General features: G+C 65.2%; 23 protein-coding genes and 1 pseudogene. 8 read left to right on the forward strand and 16 right to left on the reverse strand.

The window, feature by feature from the left end; genetic code table 11:
* The first annotated feature begins 1 nt into the window (after position 1).
* On the forward strand, positions 2-292 hold the full coding sequence (locus AC27L4_RS26890) for a type II toxin-antitoxin system RelE/ParE family toxin (protein ID WP_487145643.1): 291 nt from the start codon (positions 2-4) through the stop codon (positions 290-292).
* 190 nt (positions 293-482) lie between these two features.
* Here AC27L4_RS26890 and AC27L4_RS26895 read toward each other — a convergent pair whose 3' ends face one another.
* The 6 genes from AC27L4_RS26895 to AC27L4_RS26920 all read right to left on the reverse strand — a co-directional run bounded on the left by AC27L4_RS26895 (position 483) and on the right by AC27L4_RS26920 (position 7,059).
* Positions 483-1,373, reverse strand: a complete 891-nt coding sequence (locus AC27L4_RS26895) for a polysaccharide deacetylase family protein (protein WP_487145645.1) — start codon at positions 1,371-1,373, stop codon at positions 483-485.
* A 66-nt stretch (positions 1,374-1,439) separates the two neighbouring features.
* Entirely contained in the window at positions 1,440-2,411 is a 972-nt protein-coding gene (gene speB / locus AC27L4_RS26900) for an agmatinase (RefSeq protein ID WP_487145646.1), read from the reverse strand.
* 40 nt (positions 2,412-2,451) lie between these two features.
* Entirely contained in the window at positions 2,452-3,390 is a 939-nt protein-coding gene (locus tag AC27L4_RS26905; protein WP_487145647.1) for an ABC transporter permease, read from the reverse strand.
* A 2-nt stretch (positions 3,391-3,392) separates the two neighbouring features.
* Positions 3,393-4,499, reverse strand: a complete 1,107-nt coding sequence (locus AC27L4_RS26910) for an ABC transporter permease (RefSeq protein ID WP_487145648.1) — start codon at positions 4,497-4,499, stop codon at positions 3,393-3,395.
* Positions 4,496-6,016 (reverse strand): ABC transporter ATP-binding protein, encoded by a 1,521-nt coding sequence (locus tag AC27L4_RS26915; protein ID WP_487145649.1) that lies wholly within the window; start codon positions 6,014-6,016, stop codon positions 4,496-4,498. Before AC27L4_RS26915 ends, AC27L4_RS26910 begins: the two co-directional genes overlap by 4 nt.
* A 173-nt stretch (positions 6,017-6,189) precedes the next feature.
* Positions 6,190-7,059, reverse strand: coding sequence for a BMP family protein (locus tag AC27L4_RS26920; protein ID WP_487145650.1), 870 nt, complete (start codon positions 7,057-7,059; stop codon positions 6,190-6,192).
* Positions 7,060-7,341: 282 nt separating this feature from the next.
* On the opposite strand from AC27L4_RS26920, the gene AC27L4_RS26925 reads away from it, so the two are divergent.
* A complete protein-coding gene (locus AC27L4_RS26925) occupies positions 7,342-7,902 on the forward strand; it encodes a TetR/AcrR family transcriptional regulator (protein WP_487145651.1) in 561 nt (186 codons plus the stop codon).
* A 44-nt stretch (positions 7,903-7,946) separates the two neighbouring features.
* Here AC27L4_RS26925 and AC27L4_RS26930 read toward each other — a convergent pair whose 3' ends face one another.
* From AC27L4_RS26930 to AC27L4_RS26940, 3 genes are all read right to left on the reverse strand, one after another.
* The gene (locus tag AC27L4_RS26930) at positions 7,947-8,981 is read right to left on the reverse strand and encodes an alpha/beta fold hydrolase (protein WP_487145652.1); all 1,035 of its coding nucleotides are present in this window, start codon (positions 8,979-8,981) and stop codon (positions 7,947-7,949) included.
* Positions 8,982-9,201: 220 nt separating this feature from the next.
* Positions 9,202-10,749 carry an FAD-binding oxidoreductase gene (locus AC27L4_RS26935; RefSeq protein WP_487145653.1) on the reverse strand — a complete coding sequence of 516 codons (1,548 nt, stop codon included), beginning with the start codon at positions 10,747-10,749 and terminating at the stop codon, positions 9,202-9,204.
* Positions 10,730-11,398 carry a TetR/AcrR family transcriptional regulator gene (locus AC27L4_RS26940; RefSeq protein ID WP_487145654.1) on the reverse strand — a complete coding sequence of 223 codons (669 nt, stop codon included), beginning with the start codon at positions 11,396-11,398 and terminating at the stop codon, positions 10,730-10,732. Before AC27L4_RS26940 ends, AC27L4_RS26935 begins: the two co-directional genes overlap by 20 nt.
* A gap of 100 nt (positions 11,399-11,498) precedes the next feature.
* Between AC27L4_RS26940 and AC27L4_RS26945 the strand changes: the two genes are divergently transcribed.
* Together AC27L4_RS26945 and phhA are read left to right on the forward strand one after the other, a co-directional pair.
* A complete protein-coding gene (locus AC27L4_RS26945) occupies positions 11,499-12,224 on the forward strand; it encodes an NIPSNAP family protein (protein ID WP_487145655.1) in 726 nt (241 codons plus the stop codon).
* A gap of 260 nt (positions 12,225-12,484) precedes the next feature.
* Positions 12,485-13,360, forward strand: a complete 876-nt coding sequence (gene phhA / locus AC27L4_RS26950; RefSeq protein WP_487145656.1) for a phenylalanine 4-monooxygenase — start codon at positions 12,485-12,487, stop codon at positions 13,358-13,360.
* Between the two features lie 593 nt (positions 13,361-13,953).
* On the opposite strand, the gene AC27L4_RS26955 is transcribed toward phhA, so the two are convergent.
* Complete coding sequence (locus AC27L4_RS26955; protein ID WP_487145657.1) at positions 13,954-14,682, reverse strand: outer membrane protein; 729 nt, start codon at positions 14,680-14,682, stop codon at positions 13,954-13,956.
* A 324-nt stretch (positions 14,683-15,006) separates the two neighbouring features.
* On the opposite strand from AC27L4_RS26955, the gene AC27L4_RS26960 reads away from it, so the two are divergent.
* On the forward strand, positions 15,007-15,225 hold the full coding sequence (locus AC27L4_RS26960; RefSeq protein ID WP_487145658.1) for a helix-turn-helix domain-containing protein: 219 nt from the start codon (positions 15,007-15,009) through the stop codon (positions 15,223-15,225).
* 174 nt (positions 15,226-15,399) lie between these two features.
* On the opposite strand, the gene AC27L4_RS26965 is transcribed toward AC27L4_RS26960, so the two are convergent.
* Positions 15,400-15,882, reverse strand: coding sequence for a sulfocyanin-like copper-binding protein (locus AC27L4_RS26965; RefSeq protein ID WP_487145659.1), 483 nt, complete (start codon positions 15,880-15,882; stop codon positions 15,400-15,402).
* Positions 15,883-16,591: 709 nt separating this feature from the next.
* On the opposite strand from AC27L4_RS26965, the gene AC27L4_RS26970 reads away from it, so the two are divergent.
* Positions 16,592-16,849, forward strand: a complete 258-nt coding sequence (locus AC27L4_RS26970; protein WP_487145680.1) for a methyltransferase domain-containing protein — start codon at positions 16,592-16,594, stop codon at positions 16,847-16,849.
* An 84-nt stretch (positions 16,850-16,933) separates the two neighbouring features.
* Here AC27L4_RS26970 and AC27L4_RS26975 read toward each other — a convergent pair.
* From AC27L4_RS26975 to AC27L4_RS26985, 3 genes and pseudogenes are all read right to left on the reverse strand, one after another.
* Positions 16,934-17,920 (reverse strand): annotated as a pseudogene (locus AC27L4_RS26975) (IS3 family transposase); the annotation flags it as partial.
* A gap of 990 nt (positions 17,921-18,910) precedes the next feature.
* Positions 18,911-20,170 carry an IS256 family transposase gene (locus tag AC27L4_RS26980; RefSeq protein ID WP_487145660.1) on the reverse strand — a complete coding sequence of 420 codons (1,260 nt, stop codon included), beginning with the start codon at positions 20,168-20,170 and terminating at the stop codon, positions 18,911-18,913.
* A 248-nt stretch (positions 20,171-20,418) separates the two neighbouring features.
* Positions 20,419-20,847 (reverse strand): helix-turn-helix domain-containing protein, encoded by a 429-nt coding sequence (locus AC27L4_RS26985; RefSeq protein ID WP_487145661.1) that lies wholly within the window; start codon positions 20,845-20,847, stop codon positions 20,419-20,421.
* A gap of 69 nt (positions 20,848-20,916) precedes the next feature.
* Here AC27L4_RS26985 and AC27L4_RS26990 point away from each other — a divergent pair, with 69 nt between their 5' ends.
* Together AC27L4_RS26990 and AC27L4_RS26995 are read left to right on the forward strand one after the other, a co-directional pair.
* Positions 20,917-22,188 (forward strand): MFS transporter, encoded by a 1,272-nt coding sequence (locus AC27L4_RS26990; RefSeq protein ID WP_487145662.1) that lies wholly within the window; start codon positions 20,917-20,919, stop codon positions 22,186-22,188.
* 219 nt (positions 22,189-22,407) lie between these two features.
* Positions 22,408-22,560 carry a helix-turn-helix domain-containing protein gene (locus tag AC27L4_RS26995; protein ID WP_487145663.1) on the forward strand — a complete coding sequence of 51 codons (153 nt, stop codon included), beginning with the start codon at positions 22,408-22,410 and terminating at the stop codon, positions 22,558-22,560.
* Here the strand turns inward: AC27L4_RS26995 and AC27L4_RS27000 are convergent.
* Entirely contained in the window at positions 22,546-22,761 is a 216-nt protein-coding gene (locus tag AC27L4_RS27000; protein ID WP_487145681.1) for a hypothetical protein, read from the reverse strand. The genes AC27L4_RS26995 and AC27L4_RS27000 overlap by 15 nt on opposite strands.
* A 100-nt stretch (positions 22,762-22,861) precedes the next feature.
* Positions 22,862-23,792 (reverse strand): dihydrolipoamide acetyltransferase family protein (locus AC27L4_RS27005; protein WP_487145665.1); only part of this gene is annotated, 931 nt, incomplete at its 5' end.

Consider the following 23,792-nt stretch of genomic DNA (forward strand, 5'->3'; position numbering starts at 1 on the left):
CGTGGCAAAGGTTCATCTGACATCTCGCGCTCGCGAAGACCTGCTCGATATCTGGGCCTACATCGGCGCCGACAACCCTTACGCGGCCGATCGCGTGCTCGAAGCCATCCATCGCCGCTTGCAACATCTCGCCCGGTATCTCCATCTCGGCTTGCTGCGCGACGATATCGGTCCCGGTATTCGTCACCTGGTCGCTGGCCCCTATCTCGCCCTTTACCGGGTGACGGACGAAGCCGTCGAGATTCTCCAAGTACTCCACGGCAGAAGAAAGATCGGCCCGGACAGCGTTTGAGCAATGCTTCGCAAAACGATCTATGGCGACAGGAATCGCGATGATTGCATCTAATTATTCGGTGCACTGTCACTGAGATTCGAGATTCAGATCGTGTGTCTTGATGATGTACACGATCCTCCTGCCGCTTCCCGCGGTCCCCTGGTTCGCAAGCAAGCCTGGGGACCCGGGGCGCCTCGGCAGGCTCCGCCTATCTGACCTTCACAGGCCCGGCGAAGTAAGGCAGCCTGTCGATGCGAGGCTTCCAGGCGCCTGCCGCGACCTCCCTCAGCACATGCGCGGCGATCTCCTCCATGGGTGCGAACCAGACGTCGCCCCGCTCGAGCACGCTCTCCAGGAAGCCATGAACCACCTCCCAGCGGGCCAGCCGACCGGTGGCGAAGGGATGGACGACCGGCACCCAGAGGCCGCCGTGTCGATAGGCCGCCTCGAATTCCTGCGCGAATATCTCGAAACCCTGCCGCGGAGCGCGGATCGGCATCATGTAGTCGAGGTCCATCGACTGGACATATTGCGGCCAGTCGTCGAGGCCCCAATGCGAGGGCAGTTCCACCAGCCTGCCCGCATCGCATTCGAGCAGATAGGGAATGTCGTCGCCCATCAGAGAGGCGTCATAGGCAAAGCCGCGGGCGGCCAGCAGGTCGGCCGACCGATGCGAGAAATTGTAGAGCGGCGCGCGCCAGCCGCGCGGTCGCCGGCCGCTCGCCTTGACGATCACCTCGATGCCGCGGTCGAGCCAGTAGGCCTCGTCTTCGTCGGAGAGTTCGCGCGGATGCTCGTGCAGGAAGCCGTGATGGGCAAGTTCGTGGCCGCCCTGGAGGATGGCCTCGATCGCTTGCGGATACTGCTCGATGCACCAGGCCGGCACGAAGAAGGTCTGCTTCAGGCCGAGCCGCTGGTAGCTTTCCACGATGCGTGGGATCGCTATCTTCGGCCCGTATTGCAGCATGGAGATCGCCGACACGCGCGAGTGACCGTCCTGCGGATGGGCGATATGAACGAGACTGTCCGCATCCATGTCGAAAGTGATGCAGGCGGCACATTTCGCGCCGTTCGGCCAGGATATCGGGTTGCGGATCATGGCATCGCACTCCCGCCCCCGGTCACGATGGGCTGTCCAGTGAAACAGCAGCCGTGCTCCATCGCCTCAGCCTTTCCTGGCGTGCATGACGCGGCCGATCAGGTTCATCAGAATCTGCGCAGCCAGAATGGACGTGGAGCCGGAATGATCGTAGTCCGGCGCCACCTCGACCAGATCGACGCCGACGATCTTGCCGCGCCCGGCCAGCGCCGCGAGGATTTCCAGCACTTCGTAATAGATGAAGCCGCCATGCGAGGGGGTGCCCGTGCCCGGCGCGATCGACGGATCGAAGCCGTCTATGTCGATCGTGACGTAATAGCGCGCGCCCGCCGGCACCCGCTCGATCACCGCCCGCGTACCGAGACTGCGGATCTGGCGCACGGACAGGATGTCGGAGCCCATCCTGCGAGCATCCTCATATCCCTCCTTCGCCGTGGACGAAACATTGCGGATGCCGAACTGCGACAGGCCGCTCACATAGGGCTTTTCGGCCGCGCGCCGCATCGGGTTGCCGTGGCCGTAGCGCACGCCGTGGCGCTCGTCGACGAAGTCCAGATGCGCGTCGATCTGGACGATGTGGATCGGCCCATGGCGCGCGCAGTCATCGGAGAATGCGGTCACGCAGGGAATGTTGATCGAATGGTCGCCGCCCAGCACCACCGGCAGGGCCCCCGCCGCCAGGATCTTGCGGACGCCGAACTCAATGTTGGCATGGCTCTTCATCGTGTCCGTATGGACGATGTCGGCATCGCCGATATCCACGATGGTCACCTTTCCGCTGGGGAGGTAGGTGACGTCGTCCTCGTGGTCGTAGGCGCCGCCATGGCCGAAGGAGAACAGCGTCGAGGCTTCGCGAATGCCGCGCGGCCCGAACCGCGCGCCGGCCCGCCATTGCGTGCCGCCGTCGAACGGCGCGCCGAGAACGGCGACATCGGCCTGAATGGCGTCCCAGTCCGGCTGGTATGGATATTTACCGAACGTGCATATGCCCACGAACGGCAGGTTCAGCCGACCTGAATCATAGGAATTGCTCGACATACCTGGAGGTCCTTCTCAGATCACATATGGCGGAGTTTGATTACTTTCCGCCTCGCATATACTTCTTCCCAATTGCTGCCGGCGGACGAACCCGGCCGGCAAGGAACACCAGGGCCAGGAAGGACGCCACGAACGGAACCATCGAAAACAGCTGGTAGGGAACGTCCGGATTGTTGAACTGCAACTGCAGCTGCAACGCCTCGGAAAAGGCGAAGAAGACGCATGCGGCGAACGCCAAGGCGGGATTCCAGCGCCCGAGGATCACCGCGGCAAGCGCGATCCATCCCTTTCCCGCGCTCATATTCTCGGTAAAGACGAAGACTTGGCTGAGCACCAGATAGCAGCCCCCAAGCCCGCCAAGCGCGCAACTTGCGACCACACACCAGATACGGACGGCCGGGACGTTCACGCCGACCGTATCCGCCGCGATCGGATAGTCGCCGATCGCCCGGATGATCAGGCCGCGCGGTGTCCTGAACAGAAACCACCAGGAAAGCGGCACCGCCAGATACATCAGATAGGCCAGGATATCCTTGTCGAAGAGGACCGGTCCCAGCACCGGGATCGACGACAACAGCGGAATTGCCATCGGGTGGAAGCCTGGAAGCGTCGATGTCGCATCGGCGCCAAGAATGAGGCGCGCCAGATAGGAGGTGAGCCCGAGCGCCAGGATGTTGATGGCGATGCCCGCCACCAGCTGGTTGATGCCGAGGCCGACCGCTAGGCCGGCGAGAACGCAGCCGAGCCCGATGGCGACCAGCAGGCCGAGGGCCAGGCCGGCGAAGGGCGTTCCCGTCAGATAGGCACCGGTCGCGGCGCCGAACGCACCCCCCAATATGCAGCCCTCGAGCGCGACGTTGAAGACGCCGGCCCGTTCCGACAACACGCCGCCCAGCGCGGCGAAGACCACCGGAATGGACAGTCTCAGGACCGTGGACAGGAATTCCGTCAGGGCGGCGGCATCGCCGAACATGGTCATGGCTACCGTTCTCCGGCCAGGCTCGGCGGTTTCGCCGCCAGGCTTTCATCCAGCGTCCGGCGGCGTTCGAGGAGGCGGCGCCAGGCGTTCCTGTCGAAGCGAAAGGCCAGGCTGGTCGCCACGAAGATGATCACGAGGCCCTGAATCGCCTCCACCACCGTGCTTTCCAGACCGACAGCCCGCTGCATGATCAGGCCGCCCACCTTGAGGCCGCTGAGAAAGAAGGCCGCGACAGGCGCAAGGATCGGGGACAGCTGGGCCAGGAACGCCACGACGATGCCGTCGAAGCCGTACCCTGGCGAGAACAGGTGGTAGAGGCGGTGCTTGAGGCCGAGCACCTCGAAGGCGCCGGCAAGGCCGCCGATGCCGCCGGCCACGACCATGGTCATCACGACGTAGCGCCGCACCTTCACGCCTGAATAGGTGGCCGCGGCAGGATTCGCGCCGACCATTCCCAGGGCGAAGCCGACCGTGGTGAAGCGGAGAACGAAGTAGGCCGCCAGACAGAGAGCGACCCCGACGAGCACGCCGATATGGGCGTCCGTCCCGGGCAAGATATGGGGCAGCCAGAGATTTTCCCTGATTTCGTCGGAATAGGGATAGGGTGCGTCCTCCTGCATCATCGGACCGCCGGCGACATAGCTCACCAGATTGATGGCGATGAAGTTGAGCAGGATGGTGATGATGACTTCATTCGTGCCGCGCCAAGCCTTGAGATAGCCGGGAATGAGCCCCCAAAGCCCGCCGCCGAGCGCGCCCGCCAGGATGCAGAGCGGCATCTGAATCCAGGACGACATCTCCGGCAGCAGCAGGGCGGCCATCGATGAAAAGAGCCCGCCCATATATATCTGCCCTTCGACGCCGATATTGAGCAGGCCCGCCCTGAGCGGAATGATGACGGCCAGACCCGCGAGGAGGATCGGCGAGGTCTTGACCAGTGTCCCCGCCACTCCGTAGTAGTCGAGGAAAGCCCCGCCGAAGAGCGCCTGGTAGGCGGCGAGCGGGTCGACGCCGGCAAGGGCGATCAGCCCGGCGCCGACGACGAGGGCCGCCAGCACCGCCCACACCGGACGCAGCATGTAGATGTAGCGGATGGCATCGAGCGTCATGCCGCCTTCTCCCCGCTCAGGCCGCCCATCAGCGCGCCGACGCGCTCGGCCGTGGCGTCTTCCGGCGATATGATGCCGGTGATCCGCCCCGCGCACATGACGGCGAGGCGGTCGCAGACATTGAGGATGTGCTCCAGTTCCGTGGAGATGTAGAGGATGGCGGTTCCCCGCTCCCGCTCGGCCAGGATCGTGCGGTGAACGGCCTCGGTGGCGCCGACGTCGAGGCCCTTGCAAGGCTGCATGACGACGAGCAGGCGCGGGCGGCACTCCACCTCGCGGGCGAAGATCAGCTTCTGCTGATTGCCGCCGGACAGGAATCGTATGGCCTGCTCCAGCGAGTGCAGGCGCACATCGTAACGCTCGACCCATTGCGTGGCCCGCTCCCGCGCATGGCCGGTGCGCAGGATCAATCCGGACGAAAACGGCCTTTCCCGGAAATCCCGCATCATGGCGTTCTGATAGACGGGAAAGTCCAGGACCAGCCCGGTGCCATGCCGGTCTTCGGGCACGAAGGATATTCCCAGCCTGTGGCGGCGGTCATAGACGCCGGCGCGGGTGATATCCTCGCCATCGAGCTCGACCGAACCCGCGTCCGATGGCCGGAGGCCGGTCAGTGTCTCGGCAAGTTCGGCCTGCCCGTTGCCGTCGACGCCTGCGACGCCGAGGATTTCCCCGGCCTTGATATCGAACGAAACACCCTTCAGCGCCGCGTGCCCGCGATTGTCGCGCGCGCTCAGGCCGCGAACGCTGACGAGGACCTGATCGGATCGGGAAGGCGACTTTTCAAGCGTGCTCAGGACGACGTCGCGGCCCACCATCAGGCGAGCCATTTCACCGGCGCTGCTTCCGGCCACGTCGAGCCCGGCGGAAACCTCGCCCCGGCGCAGGATCGTGACCCGATCCGCGACCGCCATCACCTCTTCGAGCTTGTGGCTGATGAAGATGATCGTCTTGCCGGCGGCGCGCAGCCGGCCCAACCCGTCGAGGAACGACGCGATCTCGTTGGGCGCCAGCACGCTGGTCGGTTCGTCCAGGATGATGATGCCGGCGTCGCGATAGAGCACCTTCAGGATCTCGACGCGCTGGCGCATGCCCATCGGCAGCTTCCATACTTCCGCGTAGGGATCGATATCGAAACCGAAGCTGTCGTTGAGTTCGGCGAGCTTCCGGGCATGGTTCTTCAAGGACAAGTGCATCCCTTGCCCCGGCAACCCGAGCACGACATTCTCCACGACGGTCAGCGTGTCCACCAGCATGAGGTGCTGGTGGATCATGCCGATGCCCAGATCCATCGCCTTGCGCGGCGACGTGATCTTCTGCGGGTGACCATCCAGGAGAATGCGGCCGTCGTCGGGCTGGTACAACCCGAAGAGAATATTCATCAATGTGGTCTTGCCGGCACCGTTCTCGCCAAGAATGGCGTGGACGGTGCCCTTGCCGATACTGAGATCGACGCCGTTCAGGGCCTTGAAATCCCCGAACTGCTTTGTGATCTTTTCAAGCTGCAGTCCGCGCATAGCCACGCCTGCGATACAGGTAATAGGGACTCACTATCCGGGCCGAGTCCCGAAGGACGGGACAACCGTTCGCCTCCTGAATGCCCGGCGCGGGCATTCGGGTGACGCTGCGGCGCTCGCTCTCGCCCCGAGGCCCGGAGGCGGCATGTCCGGGTCCGACCCGGACACCAGCCTCAGTGAACCTGGATCTGACCGGCCTTGATCTTCTCGATGACTGTCCCGACTTCATCTCGAACCGCCGCGGGCACCGAGCTGTGATAGGTTCCGATGCGGGCCGCTGCCGGGGTCTCGAGGCCATAGATATAGGCCTTTCCTTCCAGTCGTCCCTGCTGAGCCTCCGTCAGAATCGTCAGCAGCGCCCCGCGCATGTCGAAGATCGCCGATTGGATGACGGTATCGGGCCAGTCGGTGATCGCATCGTAGTAGATGCCGATCGCCTTCTTGCCTTTTTCCTTCACGCCCTGGAGGCTGCCGACGACGGCATTGTCCATCGAGGGGAAAATCACGTCGGCGCCCTGGCTGATTTCATTCAGGGCGGCTTCCTTGCCCTTCGCGACATCGTCCCAATCGTTCGTCCAGGCCGTCAGCACCTTGCCGTCCGGACGGGCCGCCTTGAACCCGTTGGCAAATCCCTTGCCAAGATCCACGTAGAACTTCAGCTTCTGGGCGCCGATATAGCCTCCCTCGCCCGTCGCGGATACTTTTCCTGACAGATACCCCATGACATAGCCGAGCGCCGGGAAGTCGAAGCTCACGATTGCGACATTGCCGCCGGGCTTCGTCCCGTTCACGACGATGAACTTGGTGTCGGGAAACCGGGATGCGACCTTGGCGACCGCATCCTGAAACTCGCCGCCATGGCCGATGACGATGTTGTAGCCCCGGCGCGCGTAGTCGGCCAGCGCCTCGGGCTGATCCGGCTGCGCCACTTTTTCGTTGAAGGCGAATTCCAGGCCGAGCTCCTTGGCGGCGTGCTCAACGCCTTCATACCCAGCCTGATTGAACGATTTATCGGTTTTCACACCGGGCAGGACGATCGCCACCTTGAGTCCTGCAGCTCGGGCAGACCCTGGCAGGCCAGCCCCCGTCAGCACCAAGACACTCGCAAACGAACAGAATTGACGCCGGGAAATGCCCATCTGAATGCCCCTCTGTTTTTTTAAGGCATAAAAATCTTATATCGATATAAAATTTTTGGTCAATAGAGTTTTCTTGCGGATCGTGCGGGCCGATGCAAAATTGGGCGCAGTGAACAAAATGGACGCAATGCATTGTCGGGATTGAGGGAAAGGCAGAAGGCAGGCCGCAGGAGCCGGATTCTGGAGGTGGCGAAGCTTCGCTTCCAGACCGACGGATACGCCGCAACCACCGTGGAGCTCATCGCCAAGGACGCGGATGTCTCCGTCGTGACCGTCTACAACTATTACGACAGCAAGGCCGGGCTCCTCTTGGCACTTGTCCGCGACAGCGACCAGTTGCTGATCCGACAGCTGAAGTCGATGATCGCCCAGAAGCCGGCGAGCTTCATCGAAGCCGTCGCCCGTTTTGGACAGATTCTTCGTCGTCACGCCATGAGCTATCTGACCAAGTCGACCTGGCGCGAGATTCTGTCAGCCAGCATCCATGAGGGAAGCAGCGACTTCGGCCGGACATATCTGGCTCTCGACCGCGTCCTCATCGACTTGATGCAGTCCATGATCGAGGAATTTCAAGACCGTGGAAGCATCCCGAAGACCGTCGACAGCGCGGATCTCGCCGATTGTCTCTTCTCTCTACAGAATATGAGGTTCTTTCAGTTCGTCGCCGATAATAATATTGACGATGAGCAGATAGATCAGCGTCTGCGTGCTGATCTCCGGGCCCTGCAAGCCCTCTTTTGCAATTGATACCAAGGCTCGCTGATCATAATCCAGGCCGCAAGCCGAGCGTCTCAGCTGCGTGCGGCGCGCCTGGCCGCATCCTTGATGTCCCAGGCCGCCATGTTGGCCGGGCGCGGCGCGTCCTGCAGGCAGAGGGCGCCGCCTTCCTGCCGGCGCGTCGGGATGGCGTTCCGGTCGATGGCGCCCTCAAGCGTCATGGCGAGGTCCCGCGCGAAGACGCGGTTGCCGATGTGCCATGAGTGGGTCCAATCGCCGTAATAGGTCGAGGTGACGGGGTCGAGGGTCTGGAAATACGGCCCGCAATTGACATTCGTCGCCTTGGGGTTCGCATCGGCGGGCAGGCCCACGCGCCCCACCCGCGGCGAAACGCCAAGCCGCTTGGCGTTCGAAACGGCCAGCACCGCGTCGAAGGGGTTGGAATAGTTCGTCAGCCGCATGATGCGCTTGAACATGGGCTGGGACCAGCTGTCGCCCGCCGACAGGCTCGACTGGGAGACGTCGCCGCCGATGAAGGCGACCTGGCCCATGCGCCAGTCCGCCTTGAACAGATCGCCGCGTTTCTCGGCCTGGGCAAAGGCCTCCATGATGACGTAGGCGCCGGTCGAATGGCCGATGAGGTGAACATTCGTCTGGCAGCCGGCGGCCTGGCCGTCGGCGATCAGCCTGACGCCCTTGTCGACCAGCTCGATCGCAACCGCCGCGGCGTCGGAGCGGTCCTCGATATAGTTCAGGACCTGATTGTCGCTCGGCCAGTCGAAGGCGACGACGACCCCGTGCCATCCCTCGGCGCGAAGATCGCTTCGCAGCTGCCGGAGCCGCTGCAGGATGATCGGCGGATCGTTGGCGTAGCCGTGCACGAAGACCAGGACATCGCCGCGTGGGCTGATCGAGGTGGGATTCTCGTCACCGTCGGCAAGACCGATGATCTCGGCAGCCCAGGCCTTCGGACTGCCGACGACATGCGCCGGCGTGTAGACGACCTCCGCGGCGGGGACCTTCAGGAAGCGGATCGGCCCCGGCGTCGGCTGGAACGCGCCGTTCCGGACGAGGCGCGCAGTCACGATGAAATCGAATTCCTCGGCCATCCCGACGCTCCGACGATCAAGTCGTCCGACGACATGCGATTGCTATCACAGTCCGAAAGATCTGCAATTTCTCCCTACGGCATGCCGGCCCGAAAACGGTCGAGCAGTGTTCCCGAAGGAACATGGCCCTTACTCTGAGGAAGATCGACCGGGCCTCATGTCGCGCCGTTACCGGGATGGACGCGCCATCCGGCCCAGCCGGTCGCCCCCGACGTCGCCATCATGGTAACGGCGCGATGTTCTGGTTCAGCCGGAACAGGTTGGCCGGGTCGACACGGGATTTCAAACGCCTGAGCCGGGCATATTTGGCGGCGCCGTAGGCGCCCGCAGCGATGGCCGTGTCAGCCTGCTCGTTGACGTAGTTGGCCTCGATCGACAGGTCGGCCATCCGCGCGGCGGCGGCCCTCCCCCAGGCGATGCAGCGCGCATCGTCCGCCGGGTCGTCCCACACGGGCTCGGCAATCCAATAATATTCGGCGTGCCGGCCGGAATAGGCCGTAGCGTCCTCCGGCACGTCCGATACAGCCCCTCCAAGCTGCGTCACATAGAGTTCCGAATCCGGCGTCGGCGCCGTGGCGATGCTCCGGATCATGGCCTCCACCGCGTCGCCGCCGATATCCCGCCAGAACCCGCCCTTGGCGTAATACCGGCGCGACCAGGCGAAATGAACGTCGTTGGCACTTTGCAGCTGCAGGAAGGGCATGGCTCCCATCCCTCCCTCCCCGGCCCCGGCCAGATCGCCGAAGGGGGCGAGCACCCGCTCCGCCTGTCCGCTGTCCCCGATCCAGACCGCCATCACGCCGAGCCCCGTCGACGTAAGCGTGAAAGCGATCGAGACCTCCCGCGGGAGTTGTCTGCCGATCTTTCCCAGCGCGGCAATCGCCTGCCGCGCAGCGGCAAGCGGGTAGTACCACTTGCCGACCGTCACCGGACCGAGCCGATGCAGCCTGAAGCGGAAGCGGGTGACGACGCCGAAGTTGCCGCCGCCGCCCCGGATACCCCAGAACAGGTCCGGATCCGTGTCCGCGTCGATCCAGCGGACGCCGCCGTCCGCGGTCACCATCTCGGCCCCGATCAGGCTGTCGATCGTCAGTCCGCGGGCCCGGCTGATGCGCCCCATGCCGCCGCCGAGCGTGAGGCCGGCAACCCCGGTGTGGGACACCACCCCTGCCGGGACGACATATCCGGCGGGAACCGTCGCCTCGTCGAGATCGCGCAGCAGGGCCCCGCCGCCGACCTCGACGGTCCCGTCGCCCAGGTTCGGCAGGACGAAGTTGAGTTTCGAGAGATCGAGCAGAAGTCCGCCGTCGCAGGTCGACAGGCCGGGCAGGCTGTGTCCGCCGCCGCGGACCGCCAGGAGCGCGCCGCAGCCGGCCGCGACATCGACCGCCCTTCGGACATCATCGACGGTCTCCGCGTAAAGGACGGCCGCCGGCCTGCGATCGGCGACGCCGTTCCACACGTGTCGGGCCCGATCGAAGTCCGGGTCGCCGGGAAGAACCAGCGGCCCGCGAAACTCCGCCGAGGCGAGCTTCCTGAGCAGAGCACCGGACATCCTAGCCCCTCGCCCGAGCAATCTGGAAACACTATCATGCGTCACCCGGATACGGAACAGTCCGCGCGCCTGAAAGTCATCAGCCCGGCCGCGACAGGCATCCATTGTCATGGGAATTGGGGAAGGTGCGGGCGAGCCGTGCGGCAGGAACGGGGGCGGACGCCCATCCGCCCATGCTGCCGATCGAATGAACTCAGCCCGCTCGCCTGACACCCGCTTCGGCCGACGCGAGGGAGCGGGGCGCGCTTGTTTCCCCGGCTTCCGCCGCCGCCGTCATCCCGCGCAGCGCCCGCCAGCAATCCTTGAGCGGCTGCGCCGTCTGGGCCGCCTTGGCCATGGCCATCGCGCCGGAGAAGCCGGCGACGACCAGGGCGGCGAACGCGGCGGCGTCGACGGGCGGGGCGTGCCCGGCCGCGTCGTCTTCGACAAGCTTGTCGAGGATGGCGGCGTGCCAGCGCGCGAAGATCGCCGCCATCTCGACGCGCATCTCCTCGTCCTGCCGGGACAGCTCCACCGCCAGGTTGTTGAGCGGGCATCCCGAGACGGACGGCCCGGCCTCGAGTTCGGCGATCACCGCTTCGAACGCCGCGCCGATCCCGGCCAGCGCGTCGGGCGCCCGGACGACGGGCTCGATCCACGCCGCCTCGACGGCGGCGGCCACCCGGTCGCGGATCACGGCGAGGCCGAGCGCCTTCTTGGTCGGGAAGTGGTGCGAGAACGCGCCGCCGGAGACGCCCGCCGCCGCGCGCACGTCCTGCATGGCGGTGGCGTTGAAGCCGTGCCGCGTGAAACGCTCGAAAGCCGCATCCACGATCCTGCGGCGCAGGCCGGCGGGGTCGTTGGTTCGATGAGCGGGCCGCATCTTTCCTGTCCCTGTGTTGGGCCGCGACCATAGCCGCTTGACAGAACAGGTCAATCATCCTGTATTGAAACAGGATGATTGACCTGTTCCGGAGACGACCATGGTCCCGCACGCGATCTTCGAGCTGCGCCGCTACCGCCTGAAGCCGGGAGGGCGCGAAGCCCTGATCGAGATCTTCGATCGCGCGTTCGTCGAGACGCAGGAGGCCGCCGGCATGCGCGTGCTCGGCCAGTACAGGGACCTGGACGATCCGGACGCCTTCGTCTGGTTCCGCTCGTTCCCCGACCTCATCGGCCGGACCGAGGCCCTCGCGGCCTTCTACGGCGGGGCGGCGTGGCGCGCCTTCGGACCGGCGGCCAATGCCGCCATGCTGAACTCGGACAACGTCCTGCTGCTGAAGCCGGCCGGCGGACGCTCCCCATTCGGGCGCGAAGGCGAGCGGCCCCGGGCGGAGGACGGAGCGGCCGCGGGCCTCGTCACCGTGTCCGTCGCCTCGCTCGCGCCGCGGCAGGACGAAGCGTTCGCACGCGTCTTCGCCGAGGCGGCGCTGCCCCTGCTGGAGGCTGCCGGCGCCCGCATCGATGCCGCCTTCGCCACCGAGCGTGGCCCCAACGGCTTTCCCCGCCTGCCCGTGCGCGAGGGCGAGACCGTCTTCGCCTGGGTGTCGGCCTTCCCCGACGAGGCCGCGCATCGCGCCCATCTCGCCGCGCTGGCGGACAGGCCGCGATGGCGGGACGACGTCTTCCCCAGGCTCGACGCGCAGCTCTGGCGCCCCCTGGAAACCGCCCGGCTGGCGCCGACCGCCCGCTCCCGTCACCGCTGGTGAGCCGGCGAAGGGCGGGCGGCGACGCGGCCGGGACAACGGCTCGCCGCGCCCGGGCGGCCGGTCCCGTCGCCGGCCTCGCCCCTTCGATCAGGCCGGCGCCGCGGCGGGTTCCCGGCCCCCACCGCCCCGGCGGGCCCTGCTGAAAACGGCCGCCGGCCTCGGACCCGCCGGGCCGGGATGCGCGTTATGCAGAGGCGGGGACCGTCGCGGGCCGGCCCGCGCGACCGGCCCGGGTTCCTGCGCCGCGCAGGAGTGACATCATGTCCGGACACGCCCTCTTGACCGCACACACCGTCGAGGACTGCATCGTCGACCAGGGCTGGGAGCGCTACACCGCCGAGGACCACGCCATCTGGGGCGTGCTGTTCGAGCGCCAGCGGCAGACCCTCGAGGGCCATGTCTGCCAGGACTATCTCGACGGCCTCGAGGTGCTCGGCATCGGCCCCGAAGGCGTGCCGAACTTCGACCGGATGAACGCCAGGCTGCGCCGCGCGACCGGCTGGGAGGTGGTCGCCGTTCCCGGCCTCATCCCCTCGCTCCCCTTCTTCCAGATGCTGGCCAGCCGCCGCTTTCCGGCCGGCACCTTCATCCGCAGCCGCGCGCAGCTCGACTATCTGGAGGAGCCCGACATCTTCCACGACGTCTTCGGCCACATCCCGCTGCTGACCAACCCCGCCTATGCCGACTACATGAACGAGTACGGCCGCGTCGGGCTCGACGCCGTCGCCAACCGCGGCGTCAAGTTCCTGGCCCGCCTCAACTGGTACACGATCGAGTTCGGCCTGATCCGCAAGCCCGAGGGCATCCGCATCTACGGCGCCGGCATCGTCTCGTCCTTCGGCGAGGCGACCTATGTGACCGAGGATCCGTCCGCCAACCAGTTGGCCTTCGCGCTCGAGCGCATCCTGCGCACCGGCTACTACATCGACGATTTCCAGGCGGCCTATTTCGTCATCGACCGCTTCGAGGACCTGTTCGACCTGCTCCGGAATACCGATGTCCTCGCCCTGTTCGACAGGCTGCGCGCGCTGCCCGCCCACACCCCGTTCGAGATCCTGCCGGAGGACGTGGTCATCCGCAAAGGCACCGGCCGGTACTGGCGCGACTTCCCGTCGAGCAAGACGAAGCTGAAGTGAGCCGCGGCGGGTGCGAAGGAGCTCCGCCTTTACTGGCGCGACTTCCCGTCGAGCAAGACGAAGCTGAAGTGAGCCGCGGCGGGTGCGAAGAAGCTCCGCCTTCGGAATTGCGGTGGTCCGATGCGCCATGCCGGTTGGCGCCAGGCAGCGAGGGTTCAATTTTGATCGTCCGGCCGCCGGGCGACCCGATACGGTAGCCGCAGGCGCCTCCGGCTCGGACCCAAGGCCGGGCTCGCCGCCGGCACGGTGCGAGCGCGACGGCGCTCCCGGCAAGGGCCCGCTGCTCCTCGGACGTCACGATGCCGCCGCCGTTGTTGGGAGGAGACCTCGCCCCCGACCCAGTTCCGTTTCGTCTGGCGCGCGAGCGGCGTGCGCCAGATCTGGCAGGCCGTGCTCTCGGTCGCGACCCTGCTGATCGGGGTCGCGCCGCTTGAGATCCAGAGGCGGGTCGTCAACGATGCATTCCGCGGTGGAACTGTCCCCGCAATCAATCAACGCACCGTTATCGCAATTCCCGGCATGCGGCGAAGGCATGGTTCCGGCAGAATTTACGATATCCGCCCGGAACCATCCGTCATTCACGAAGCCTCGGACTAGAATTTATACAGGATGCGCCCGAGCACCTGATTGGCACTGAGTTGCTGCTTGAAACCGACGATGTCGAGACCGCCGACGCCGGCCGGATAGGTATACGTGTCGCTCTCGAACTGGGTGTAGCGATATTCGAGACCGGCGATCCAATTGTTCGTTATCGCATACTCCATTCCGGCGCCAAGCGTCCAGCCGACGCGCGCGCCGTCTCCCGCGCCATAGGTATAATCCGTTCCCGTCACCCTCGATTTCATGCTCGTGAGTGCGACACCGCCGGTGCCGTAGATCATGAACCTGTCGAAGGCATAGCCGAGGCGGGCCCTGGCCGAGCCGATCCAATTGGTGTGGGCCGTGATATAATCGCCGGTAATGGCCGCGTAGCGCTGTTTTCCGGTGATGACGGCCTCGCCGTCCACTTCGGCGCCGAGCACGAACTGCCCCACCTGGTAGTTGTATCCGGCCAACAGGCCGAGAGCCCCGCCGTTCCTGTCGAGAGTCGGCAGAGTGACGACGGCCTCGGCATCCGACGTCGATGCACCGGCGGTCAGGTCGGTGCTTGTCTGCGCCCAGCCGGCTTGCGCGCCGAGATAAAATCCGGTCCATGAAAAGACGGGCGACGGCTCCATGACGGCAGGGGAGACAGGAGCAGTCTGGTACGGGAGATCCGCAGCCTGTGCCGCACCGGCCAGCACGAACGACGTTGCAGCCGCGAAAACACACTTCCTAAGCATTGCTGGCCTTCAACCCACTGAGACAAAAGCTTACGGCGGCCGTCTACGCCATATCGACTGCTCCCACAATATTGAAAAGCCGGCCTGCCTGCCTTTCGGAATCATGGTGGCTTTGAAGCCACGCCCGGCCGGTCGAACACGCCGTCGCCCCGAGGTCGAGAGGGTCGGCGAAGCCCGGGAAGCGCCGGCGGACCCGCTCGAGCGCGGTCGAAGCCATCCTCGGCGCCCGCAATCACCGGCGCGTCAATTCGACACGACACAATTCGACACGACCATTGTGCGGACAACAGACTCGTGCTTGAGTGCCACGCAGATGGAGGTACGGTGACACCTGCCCAATTCAGAGCCTGGCGCGAAGCCATGTTGATGACGCAGCTGGATGCTGCCAGGGCTCTCGGCATCTCGGAAAGAAGCATCCGCAATTACGAGGCGGACCAGCCGGGGCGTCATGGCAAGGCCGAACCGCTCCCGCGCCATATCGCCCTCGCCTGCGCCGCCATAACCGCCGGCCTCGCTCCCTGGGGCGACCAGTTGCTGCGCTAGCGGCGGCCCCCGCGCCGCTCGACCGCCCTGAACTGCCGGCGACCCGGCATATGCGACAATGCGTGACGGAGCGGGGCGACGGGCCGCGCCGGCCGCGGCTTCGGGAGGGGCCGGCGCCACGGGACGATGTCCAGCCCCGGGCCCTTGTCCCGGGCCCGGCTGGAGCGGGGCGACCTACTTCGTGACGGTGAAGGCTGCCCACATGCCGGCCGCGGAATGTCCGGCAATGTTGCAGATCAGGAGATACTTGCCCGGCTGAAGATCGACGGTGAGCGAGCCCGACGCGCCCGGATCGAGATCGGAGACCTCGCCCCTGGAGCCGGCCTTGTCCTCGTCCACCCGCTCTTCGGCGGCGGCGGCGGGCCGCGGCTTGCCCGGGTCGGCAAGGGAGACGACCGCCATCTCATACGCCCTGCCCCTGGATTTGTCGGTGACGTCGAAGGTCACCTCGCCCGCCGGCACCGTGCCGGACGACAGCGTGATGTGCATCGGCGCCTCGGCCGGTCCGATGTCCGGCGCGCCATAGGCGAATCCGGCCGGCATGTCGCCGCCGTCCCACATCTCGACCCGAACCACCGTCCGGGCCGCCGCCGACCAGGGCAGCGCGAGCGTCAAGCCGGCAACCAGCAGGACGAGGCTCATCGTGATCACCTTCATGGCCGCAACTCCTCTGCTTCGGCCTGGATCGGCCCGTCCTGCCCCTGCGCCGGACGCGACCAGGCTGCCAGGACAAGGACAGCACAAGACGTGTGGCGCGACGGCCGGAGGCTTTCCGCCGTTACGTCACCAGGACCACCGGCACCGCTCAGCAGGAAACCCACCGTCGAACCGGAGGCGACACTTCAGGACATGTCGGGAAAGACGCGAACCTCCCGTTTTCCATTTGCTCCGCGGCGGATATTCGTCTCCGCGCTTCTTGGCGCGCGCAGAGGAAACACTCACGATGGCGTTTTATTCAGCACCGGCTTGCAAAGTCCGTCGCAGACGTCGGACGGGCGCGGACGCGCGATGATGCCGATCCGGGGAGAAGGAGCGCGGCGAGAGCGCATGAAGGCCGGAGCGGTTTTACTATTTGAAGGAAGCGCGTCGAGCCGCAAAGACGCGCCGCAACAAGGAGTTGGAGCCAAGCCTGTTTCCACCGAAACACCCTTTGCTCCAGGCGCGGGCGGCCAATGACATTCGGCCCTGCTTCTGGCACTGTCATGCTCCTCTGGCGGAGAGCGAGCAGATGTCCGGCAGCAGCGCGCGCAGTCATGACTACGAATTGGGGCACAGCGCCTGGGAACTGAAGAGGCTGGCCACGCAGGCCCAGCTCATCGATCCCATCACACGCCAGTACTTCGTCGAGGCCGGTGTCTCGACCGGAATGCGCGTCCTCGACATCGGCAGCGGCGCCGGAGATGTCGCCTTCCTCGCGGCAGACCTGGTGGGCGCGGCCGGTGAAGTCGTCGGCACCGACAGATCCGCGACGGCGATCCAGGCCGCCCAGACGCGCGCGCGAGACCGGAACCTGCCCAACGTGTCGTTTCGCGAGGGCGACCCGTCGGCCCTCACGTTCGAACGCCTCTTCGACGCCGTCGTCGGACGGTACTGGACTGCCCCCATCGGTGAGACACGGACTTAAGGGACAGTTGTTGTTGCGACCTCGTGATGGGGCGGCCGTGTGACTGCAGGGGTATGGATCCGTTCGCCCCCCCGGCGGCCGATAGTTCAAGGCCGAATGCAGTCTCTGGCGATTGTAGACCTGGTCGATGAAGCCGGCGATGGTGTTTCTGGAGTCGGCAAGGTCGCGATACTGCGCGGCGTCGACCTCCTCGGCCTTGAGGGTTCTCATGAAGCTCTCGGCTATGGCGTTGTCATACGGACACCCGGCCCGGCTCATGCTGGGCTGGATGCCAGCCCTTTCAAGGCGGCCGATATAGTCGCCGCAGGCATACTGTACGCCCCTGTCGGAGTGATGGATCAGTTCGCCGGGCTTCACGTCTCGGCTGGCCAGCGCCATCTTCAGGGCCGGCCTTCTCAAGCACAGGAGGTTGTCCTCGCGCATGATCCGCAGCACGCGCTTGTGGTTGACCGCCCATCCCTGGCGGCGAAGCTCGGCCGTGATGCGTCGATAGCCGTAATGCTTGCGTGCCAGCACGGCACGCTGGATCGCATCGCGCAACGCCGTCTCCTCACGGCCGGGTGCCGTCCTGGCCCAGTCGCGATAAAAGCTGGCACGGCTCACCCCGGCGAGCGCGCACAACCGCTCGACCGAGGCCGCCGATCCCTTGCCTTGCGGACCCGTCATCGCCTGGATCTGGGCGAAGACGCCGTCGCGCCAGGACCGCTGCTCGGCTGGCGTCACGCCTCGATGCGCCGCAAGGCCTACTTGAAAAAATCCAGGTCGACCTGCTGCTGGCCAACCTTGCGCTGCAGCTCGGCGATCTGCCGCCGCGCTTCGGCCAAATCGTTCGCCCGCGCAGCGACCCCGCGCGCGCGCCAGTTCCAACGCCTCGGCCTTCGTCCGAGGCCCGGGCTTGCCACGGAGCGCGGCCGTCCCGCCATGGCGCCACAAATCACGCCAGCGATAGATGATCGTCCGCTTGATCGACAGCTCCAGCGCAAGCGCCGTTCCGCTCCCGCCAGCCTCGAGCCGCTCAATCACCTTCAACTTGAACTCGCGGCTGAACCGCCGCCGTGCCTGCTCGGACATCCGTTCTCCTTCTCAGAGAACTGTCCCTTATCTCTCTGTCTCATTCCAGGGGGCAGTCCAGAAAATGAACTGCGCCCATGCCCCCATTTTGGCGCTTCAACCATGGAGCGCGGTCCACAAACGAGAATAACAAGTTATCCCTATAATCCGTTTGGACCACATATCCCGATAAGATACTCACTGCATTCAGACACAGATATTAAATGCTACACTTTATCTCCAATTGCTCTCTAAAGACCTCAAAGCACGTCTCTCCATCGATCGCATTGACATCCCAAGGCTTCTTGGTATCAATCACCACAAATTCTCGCCCGTTATCGTCGCAACCAGTGGAGATTATCCGACAAGCAATCACGCCAGACTGAGGATATGTGCTGCTGGCACGTAGATCATTTAAACTAACGACAGCGCATTTCTCGAAAAAACCCAATCTCTGCCGAAGCGATCAGCAAGTCTGCACTCGACGATCCCTGGTTGAGGCTCGTCATCCACCCATCGTACAATCAAAACCCGGATCGCGATGTAGCGGCGATCGGTTCTGGCGCATTCGGTTCCACGTTTCATCCCCCACTAAGTCCTCGAATTGACGACCTGGTCAATATAGGCGCGAGAGCGGGACCGAGGTCACCTGGAACCTGTTGCCGGGAGCGGAGACCGTCGCATTTCCCCCGGAGTAAGGCCCGCTCCGCTCAAAACCGAGCCGAACAGACCATAGGGCGAAGCCAGGCGGGGCCAATTCAGTTCTGGAGGTATCGCCGATGGCTTCCCTTCAGCCAGCGATCCGGATGCAATACCGAACTCCCGAAAGCGCATGCTCGAAGCCCAACGGCACGCCCGCGCCAACTGCGTGCGCCGCGAGCACAAGTATCAAGAACGAAATCAACAGCTTCTTGAGGACTAAAGATTTCAGTGGGCCGCACATTGAGGCGGTGCCTTCGCAATTTGTGTTGGAATTGATTCTGCGAACTCCGACTGGGTTAGGTTATCGTTTCATGCGGCCAGGTCAATCGGCTGATTGGAAGGCTTTTCGGCGAGGCCCTGCCAGCCGTCGACTTTGCGCATGGTGATCTGGCCCGAGGCCAGCAGCGCCCAGAACAGCATCGCGGCGGTCTCGGCGCAGGGCAGCACGGTCTGCGTCTTGATCCGGCGCTTGAACTCTTCATGCAGCCGCTCGATCGCGTTGGTGGTGCGGATCGAGCGCCATTGGCTTGGCGGGAACAGCGTGAAGGTGAACAGCCGCTCGCCGGCCTCCTCCAGGCTGTCGGCGACGGCCCGGCATTTCAGCAGCCACTTGCGAAGGAAGGCCTTGCGCCTGGCCTCGACCTCCGGCTTCGTCGCGGCGTAAATCATGTCGGTATAGTCGGGCGTGAGTTCCTCGTGCAGCCGATCGGGCGCATGGGCGAGAAGGTTCCTGTGCTTGTGCACCGTGCAGCGCTGCACCGGCACGTCGGTCCACAGCGCGGCCAGCGCCTTGTCGAGGCCGGACCCGCCGTCGACGATGACGAGCTTGGGCGTCCGCAGGCCGCGCCGCACGAGATCGTCGAGCCCGCTGCGCCAGGCCGCCTCGCTCTCCCCGCCCATGCTCTTGGCCGCCAGCAGCACCTTCTGCCCATCCTCGCGTACCCCGAGCACGCCCAGCAGCGAGATCGACGTCGCCTTGCGGTCGAGCCGCACGCGCACCACCGTGCCGTCGAGGACCAGCCGCGCGATCGGCTCGTTGGAGAGGTCGCGCCGGTTCCAGGCGTCCCGGTCGGTCTTCGCCTTGCGCCAGGCCCGGCTCACCGTGTCCTTGCCGACGGCGCCGCCGAACACGGGCGCCAGGGCGCGGCGCACACGGCGGGTGTTGGCGCCGGCCAGATAGGCGCCGGCGATCAGCGCGTCCGCTTGCCGGGTGCGCCGCGGATAGGCCGGGATCGTCGCGTTCTGCCACTCGGCCCTCGTGCCGTCCGCCGCCTCCAGCCGAGCCCGCGGCACCCGCAGCCGCATTGGTCCGAAGGTCCCTGTCAGGCCACGCTCGCGATGGCCGTGCCGGTGCCCGCCGGCCCCGCAGCGGTCCTCGCCGGCCTCGCCGGCGCGCCGCTCGTAGCGCCCACGCAAAAGCGCGGCATCCAGCTCACTCTCCAGCATCGCCTCGATGAAACCGCGGATGCGCAGCCGAACCCCGGCCTCCACCGGATCGAACCACGCGTCCCCAGCGAAAAGTGCCGCATCGGCCGCAACCGGCGCCGGCTTCGTGCCATGACTTTCCATGGCGTGATCTCCATTGGCGCTCCAACGCAGAATCTGCTTGGTTGAACAAGCCGGAGATTACGCCCCCCTCAAATGCCAACCACTCCCGCGACAGCACCCAAGAAGTCATGAACGAAATCAAATCGCTCCTTCGGCGCGCGCATCAATCCTCCAGCGCGCTGATCCCCTTCACAGCCGCCGGGGAAGTCCAAAAGTCAGGCTTTTTCGAGTCACGCGAAAATGAGAGGCTTCTTGAGGGTCTCCGAAGCCTACCGTTGCTTGCTGGTAATATTCTTCCTGACTGCGATCCGCTTTCCCGCGACCTTCATGAGCCGCCTGAAGGTGGCGCACTCCATATGCGATGGCGCAGGGCACTCGGCGACATGTCGGAGCGTGTCGCGAAGCGCCGTCAATTCGCGGATTTGCCGGTCGATTTCGTCGGCTTTCTGATGAAGCCCGGCGCGCGGCAGGTCCGGCATACCGTTCCTGCCGAACATCCCGGCGATCTCTTCAAGCGAGAACCCTGCCAACTTGCCCATCGCGATCAGCTTGAGTTGCAATAGAACCTCAGGCGGAAACTGCCTGCGCAGCCCATGCCGTGAAACAGAGGAAATCAGCCCTGCTTCCTCGTAGTAGCGCAGTGCCGAGGGCTTGAATCCGCTCTGTGCCGACACCTCTCCAATATCCAGGAATTTCATGCTTGACCTCAAGTCGGCTTGAAGTGGCAGGCTACTCTCGAACCAATATTCGAGCAAGAGGACAAGACAATGGAACAGGCTGAAACGCTCACAAGAGACAGAAAGCAATCGGGGATTACGATCACGCTGGCTCTGGCAATGCTGCTGGCCTCGCTCGGCACCAGTATCGCCAATATCGCACTGCCGGCGCTGTCCGAGGCGTTCACCGCGCCCTTTGCCGAGGTGCAGGCAGTCGTCGTCGCCTATCTCGTCGCTTTAACGGTCGCGGTCGTCATCGCAGGTCGGCTCGGCGACAATCATGGTCTGAAGCCCACATTGCTCGCGGGCCTTGGCCTCTTCTTCGTTGGCTCGCTCGTTTGCAGTCTCGCGCCGACCCTGTGGTCGCTGATCGGTGCGCGCGCACTTCAGGGCATCGGTGCGGCCTTCCTCATGACGCTTTCCATGGCGCTGATGCGTCAGACGGCGAGCGAGGGGAGCGTAGGACGAGCCATGGGCCTGCTCGGCACGGTTTCTGCTCTGGGCACGGCGCTCGGTCCTTCGCTTGGGGGGCTACTGATCCCGGCAATGGGATGGCGCGCCATCTTCTGGGTCCAGCTCCCACCAGCGGCCATCGCCTTCCTTCTGGCGTTCGCCGTGCTGCCGAACGCCGTCGGCAACGGGAAGACATCATCGGCAAGTCTGCGGTCCGTGCTGAACCTGGCCCTTCTACCCAATCTTCTCGTCAACCTGCTGGTCGCCACTGTCATGATGACGACGCTCGTGGTCGGCCCTTTTTATCTCGGCCTCGGGCTCGGCCTGAAGGAAACGCTGGTGGGGTTCCTCATGGCGATTGGTCCGGTGATCTCCATCTTCAGCGGCGTCCCCTCCGGGCGACTGGTTGATGCCTGGGGAAGCAGCCGGGTGCTGGCGATCGGGCTCGCTCTCATGGCGGCCGGTGCCTTTCTTCTGGCGTTCCTGCCAAACACAATCGGAGTCATCGGCTATGTGCTCTCCATCATCATCCTGACGCCGGGCTACCAGCTATTTCAGTCCGCCAACAACACCGCCGCGCTGGCGAATGTCTCAGCGGACCGGCGCGGCACGGTTTCGGGACTCCTCAGCCTGTCGCGCAACATTGGGTTGATCGGGGGTGCCTCTGTCATGGGGGCAGTCTTCGCCTTCGGCGTCGGGACGGAAAAGCTTGCCCATGCCGGACCTGCGGCAATCGCCAGCGGCATGCAACTTACCTTCTTGCTCGCCGGTGCAATTATAGCTGTCGCGATCGGCATCAATGTTTCTACAAGTCGGTCGGAACGAGCATCACTGTTGGCGAAACAGGATCAGCAGACGCAGAAATTTTGATTTTTCACTGGACACAACGCGAGCTGAAATCGCGCTCAAATTCATGTCGCAACTGTTTGTCGTAAAAATCTGCCCGCAGCGGGTGACTTTTGTGCCTTCGTCTTGCCCAGAGTCACGTTTGGGTGCGCCCATGAGTGACATTCGAATGTGACGCACGCGAATTGTAACAAAAGGGTGGATTTTCGACAAAAGTGACGCCACACAACCGAAACTACCCTGATGTTGCGGAAGAAGAACGTTGACGATGACGAAATCCGCAAACGGATAGTTGCTGGCGCGAGTAAGGCGGCGGTCGCTCGTGATCTGAAGGTTTCCAGGATGACCATCTATCGCGCTTTGGAAGGCCAAGACGCGCCATCAAAATCTATTTGATTGTGCGTTCACTATCCGTTTTTCGAGTTGGCCAAAATCGCAGCTTCGGGCCGACTGGGCCAGCTTCCATGCCCATGTCGACACCGGGCCAGGCGGCGACGCGGCATTCGCGCTCGTCGATTCCGTCGCAAACCCGGTTGCCAGCTCCTTCAGCGGCGGCGCGGGCGGGAATGCCTTTTTCACGGTGACGATATCGATCAAAGCACCATGTCGACGACCAACCGCGACTGGATCATGGACTTCGACGCCGCCGACTTCCTGCTCGGCCCGGGCTGAGCGCGGATCCGCAAGGCCGCCGCCCTCACCCCGCCAGCCGCCACGGCGCTTCCAGTTCCGCCTTCACCGCCTGGATGAAGGCGGCCGCGTCGAAGCCGTCGACGACGCGGTGGTCGAAGGATGAGGAGAGGTTCATCGTCTTCGCGGCGACGATGCGGCCCTCGCGCACCACCGGGCGCTCGACGATCTTGTTGACGCCGACGATGGCGACCTCGGGCGGGTTGACGATCGGCGTGGCGGCGATGCCGCCGAGGGCGCCGAGGCTGGAGACGGTGATGGTCGAGCCGGTCAGCTCGGCCCGGCTGGCCTTGCCGGCCCGCGCCGCCTCGCCGAGCCGCAGGATCTCGGCGGCGAGCTGCCAGGGGTCGCGCGCCTCGGCGTGGCGGATCACCGGCACCACCAGGCCGCGCGGCGTCTGCGTCGCCACGCCGACATGCACGGCGGCGTGGCGGCGGATCACCATGGCCGCGTCGTCGAAGCGGGCGTTGAGGCCGGGATGGGCCGGCAGCACGCGGACGATCGCCCGGATCAGCAGGGGCAGCAGGGTCAGCCGCGGCCGGCCGTCAGGATGCGGCCGGTTGAGGTCGGCGCGCATCGCCTCCAGCGCGGTGACGTCGACCTCCTCGACATAGGCGAAATGCGGGATGCGGCGCTTGGCCTCCTGCATGCGCTCGGCGATCTGGCGGCGCAGCCCGATCACCCGCACCTCCTCGACGCCGTCGGCGGCCGGCGCCGCGACGGCAGGGGCCGCGACGGGGGACGGCGCGGCGGCGGCCGGCGCCGCCCGCGCGCCGAGCAGCACCGCGTCGAGGTCCGCGTGCCGGATGCGGCCGTCGGGATCGGACGGCGCGACGACCGACAGGTCGAGGCCGAGCGCGGCGGCGCGGGCGCGCACGGCGGGCGCGGCCAGCACCTTGTCCGGCCGCGTCGCCGTCCCCCCCGGCCCGGGCGCTCTC

Source organism: Labrys sp. Lb11, from assembly GCF_057554225.1.

What these genes read in the sequence shown, in the direction of transcription:
- AC27L4_RS26905 (WP_487145647.1), bottom strand. Translation starts at nt 3,390, where the DNA reads ATGACCATGTTCGGCGATGCCGCCGCCCTGACGGAATTCCTGTCCACG.
- AC27L4_RS26915 (WP_487145649.1), bottom strand. Translation starts at nt 6,016, where the DNA reads ATGCGCGGACTGCAGCTTGAAAAGATCACAAAGCAGTTCGGGGATTTC.
- speB (WP_487145646.1), bottom strand. Translation starts at nt 2,411, where the DNA reads ATGTCGAGCAATTCCTATGATTCAGGTCGGCTGAACCTGCCGTTCGTG.
- AC27L4_RS26910 (WP_487145648.1), bottom strand. Translation starts at nt 4,499, where the DNA reads ATGACGCTCGATGCCATCCGCTACATCTACATGCTGCGTCCGGTGTGG.
- AC27L4_RS26940 (WP_487145654.1), bottom strand. Translation starts at nt 11,398, where the DNA reads ATGCGGCCCGCTCATCGAACCAACGACCCCGCCGGCCTGCGCCGCAGG.
- AC27L4_RS26895 (WP_487145645.1), bottom strand. Translation starts at nt 1,373, where the DNA reads ATGATCCGCAACCCGATATCCTGGCCGAACGGCGCGAAATGTGCCGCC.
- AC27L4_RS26955 (WP_487145657.1), bottom strand. Translation starts at nt 14,682, where the DNA reads ATGCTTAGGAAGTGTGTTTTCGCGGCTGCAACGTCGTTCGTGCTGGCC.
- AC27L4_RS26985 (WP_487145661.1), bottom strand. Translation starts at nt 20,847, where the DNA reads ATGAAATTCCTGGATATTGGAGAGGTGTCGGCACAGAGCGGATTCAAG.
- AC27L4_RS26930 (WP_487145652.1), bottom strand. Translation starts at nt 8,981, where the DNA reads ATGGCCGAGGAATTCGATTTCATCGTGACTGCGCGCCTCGTCCGGAAC.
- AC27L4_RS26970 (WP_487145680.1), top strand. Translation starts at nt 16,592, where the DNA reads ATGCGCGTCCTCGACATCGGCAGCGGCGCCGGAGATGTCGCCTTCCTC.
- AC27L4_RS26980 (WP_487145660.1), bottom strand. Translation starts at nt 20,170, where the DNA reads ATGGAAAGTCATGGCACGAAGCCGGCGCCGGTTGCGGCCGATGCGGCA.
- AC27L4_RS26965 (WP_487145659.1), bottom strand. Translation starts at nt 15,882, where the DNA reads ATGAAGGTGATCACGATGAGCCTCGTCCTGCTGGTTGCCGGCTTGACG.
- phhA (WP_487145656.1), top strand. Translation starts at nt 12,485, where the DNA reads ATGTCCGGACACGCCCTCTTGACCGCACACACCGTCGAGGACTGCATC.
- AC27L4_RS26990 (WP_487145662.1), top strand. Translation starts at nt 20,917, where the DNA reads ATGGAACAGGCTGAAACGCTCACAAGAGACAGAAAGCAATCGGGGATT.
- AC27L4_RS26945 (WP_487145655.1), top strand. Translation starts at nt 11,499, where the DNA reads ATGGTCCCGCACGCGATCTTCGAGCTGCGCCGCTACCGCCTGAAGCCG.
- AC27L4_RS26995 (WP_487145663.1), top strand. Translation starts at nt 22,408, where the DNA reads ATGTTGCGGAAGAAGAACGTTGACGATGACGAAATCCGCAAACGGATA.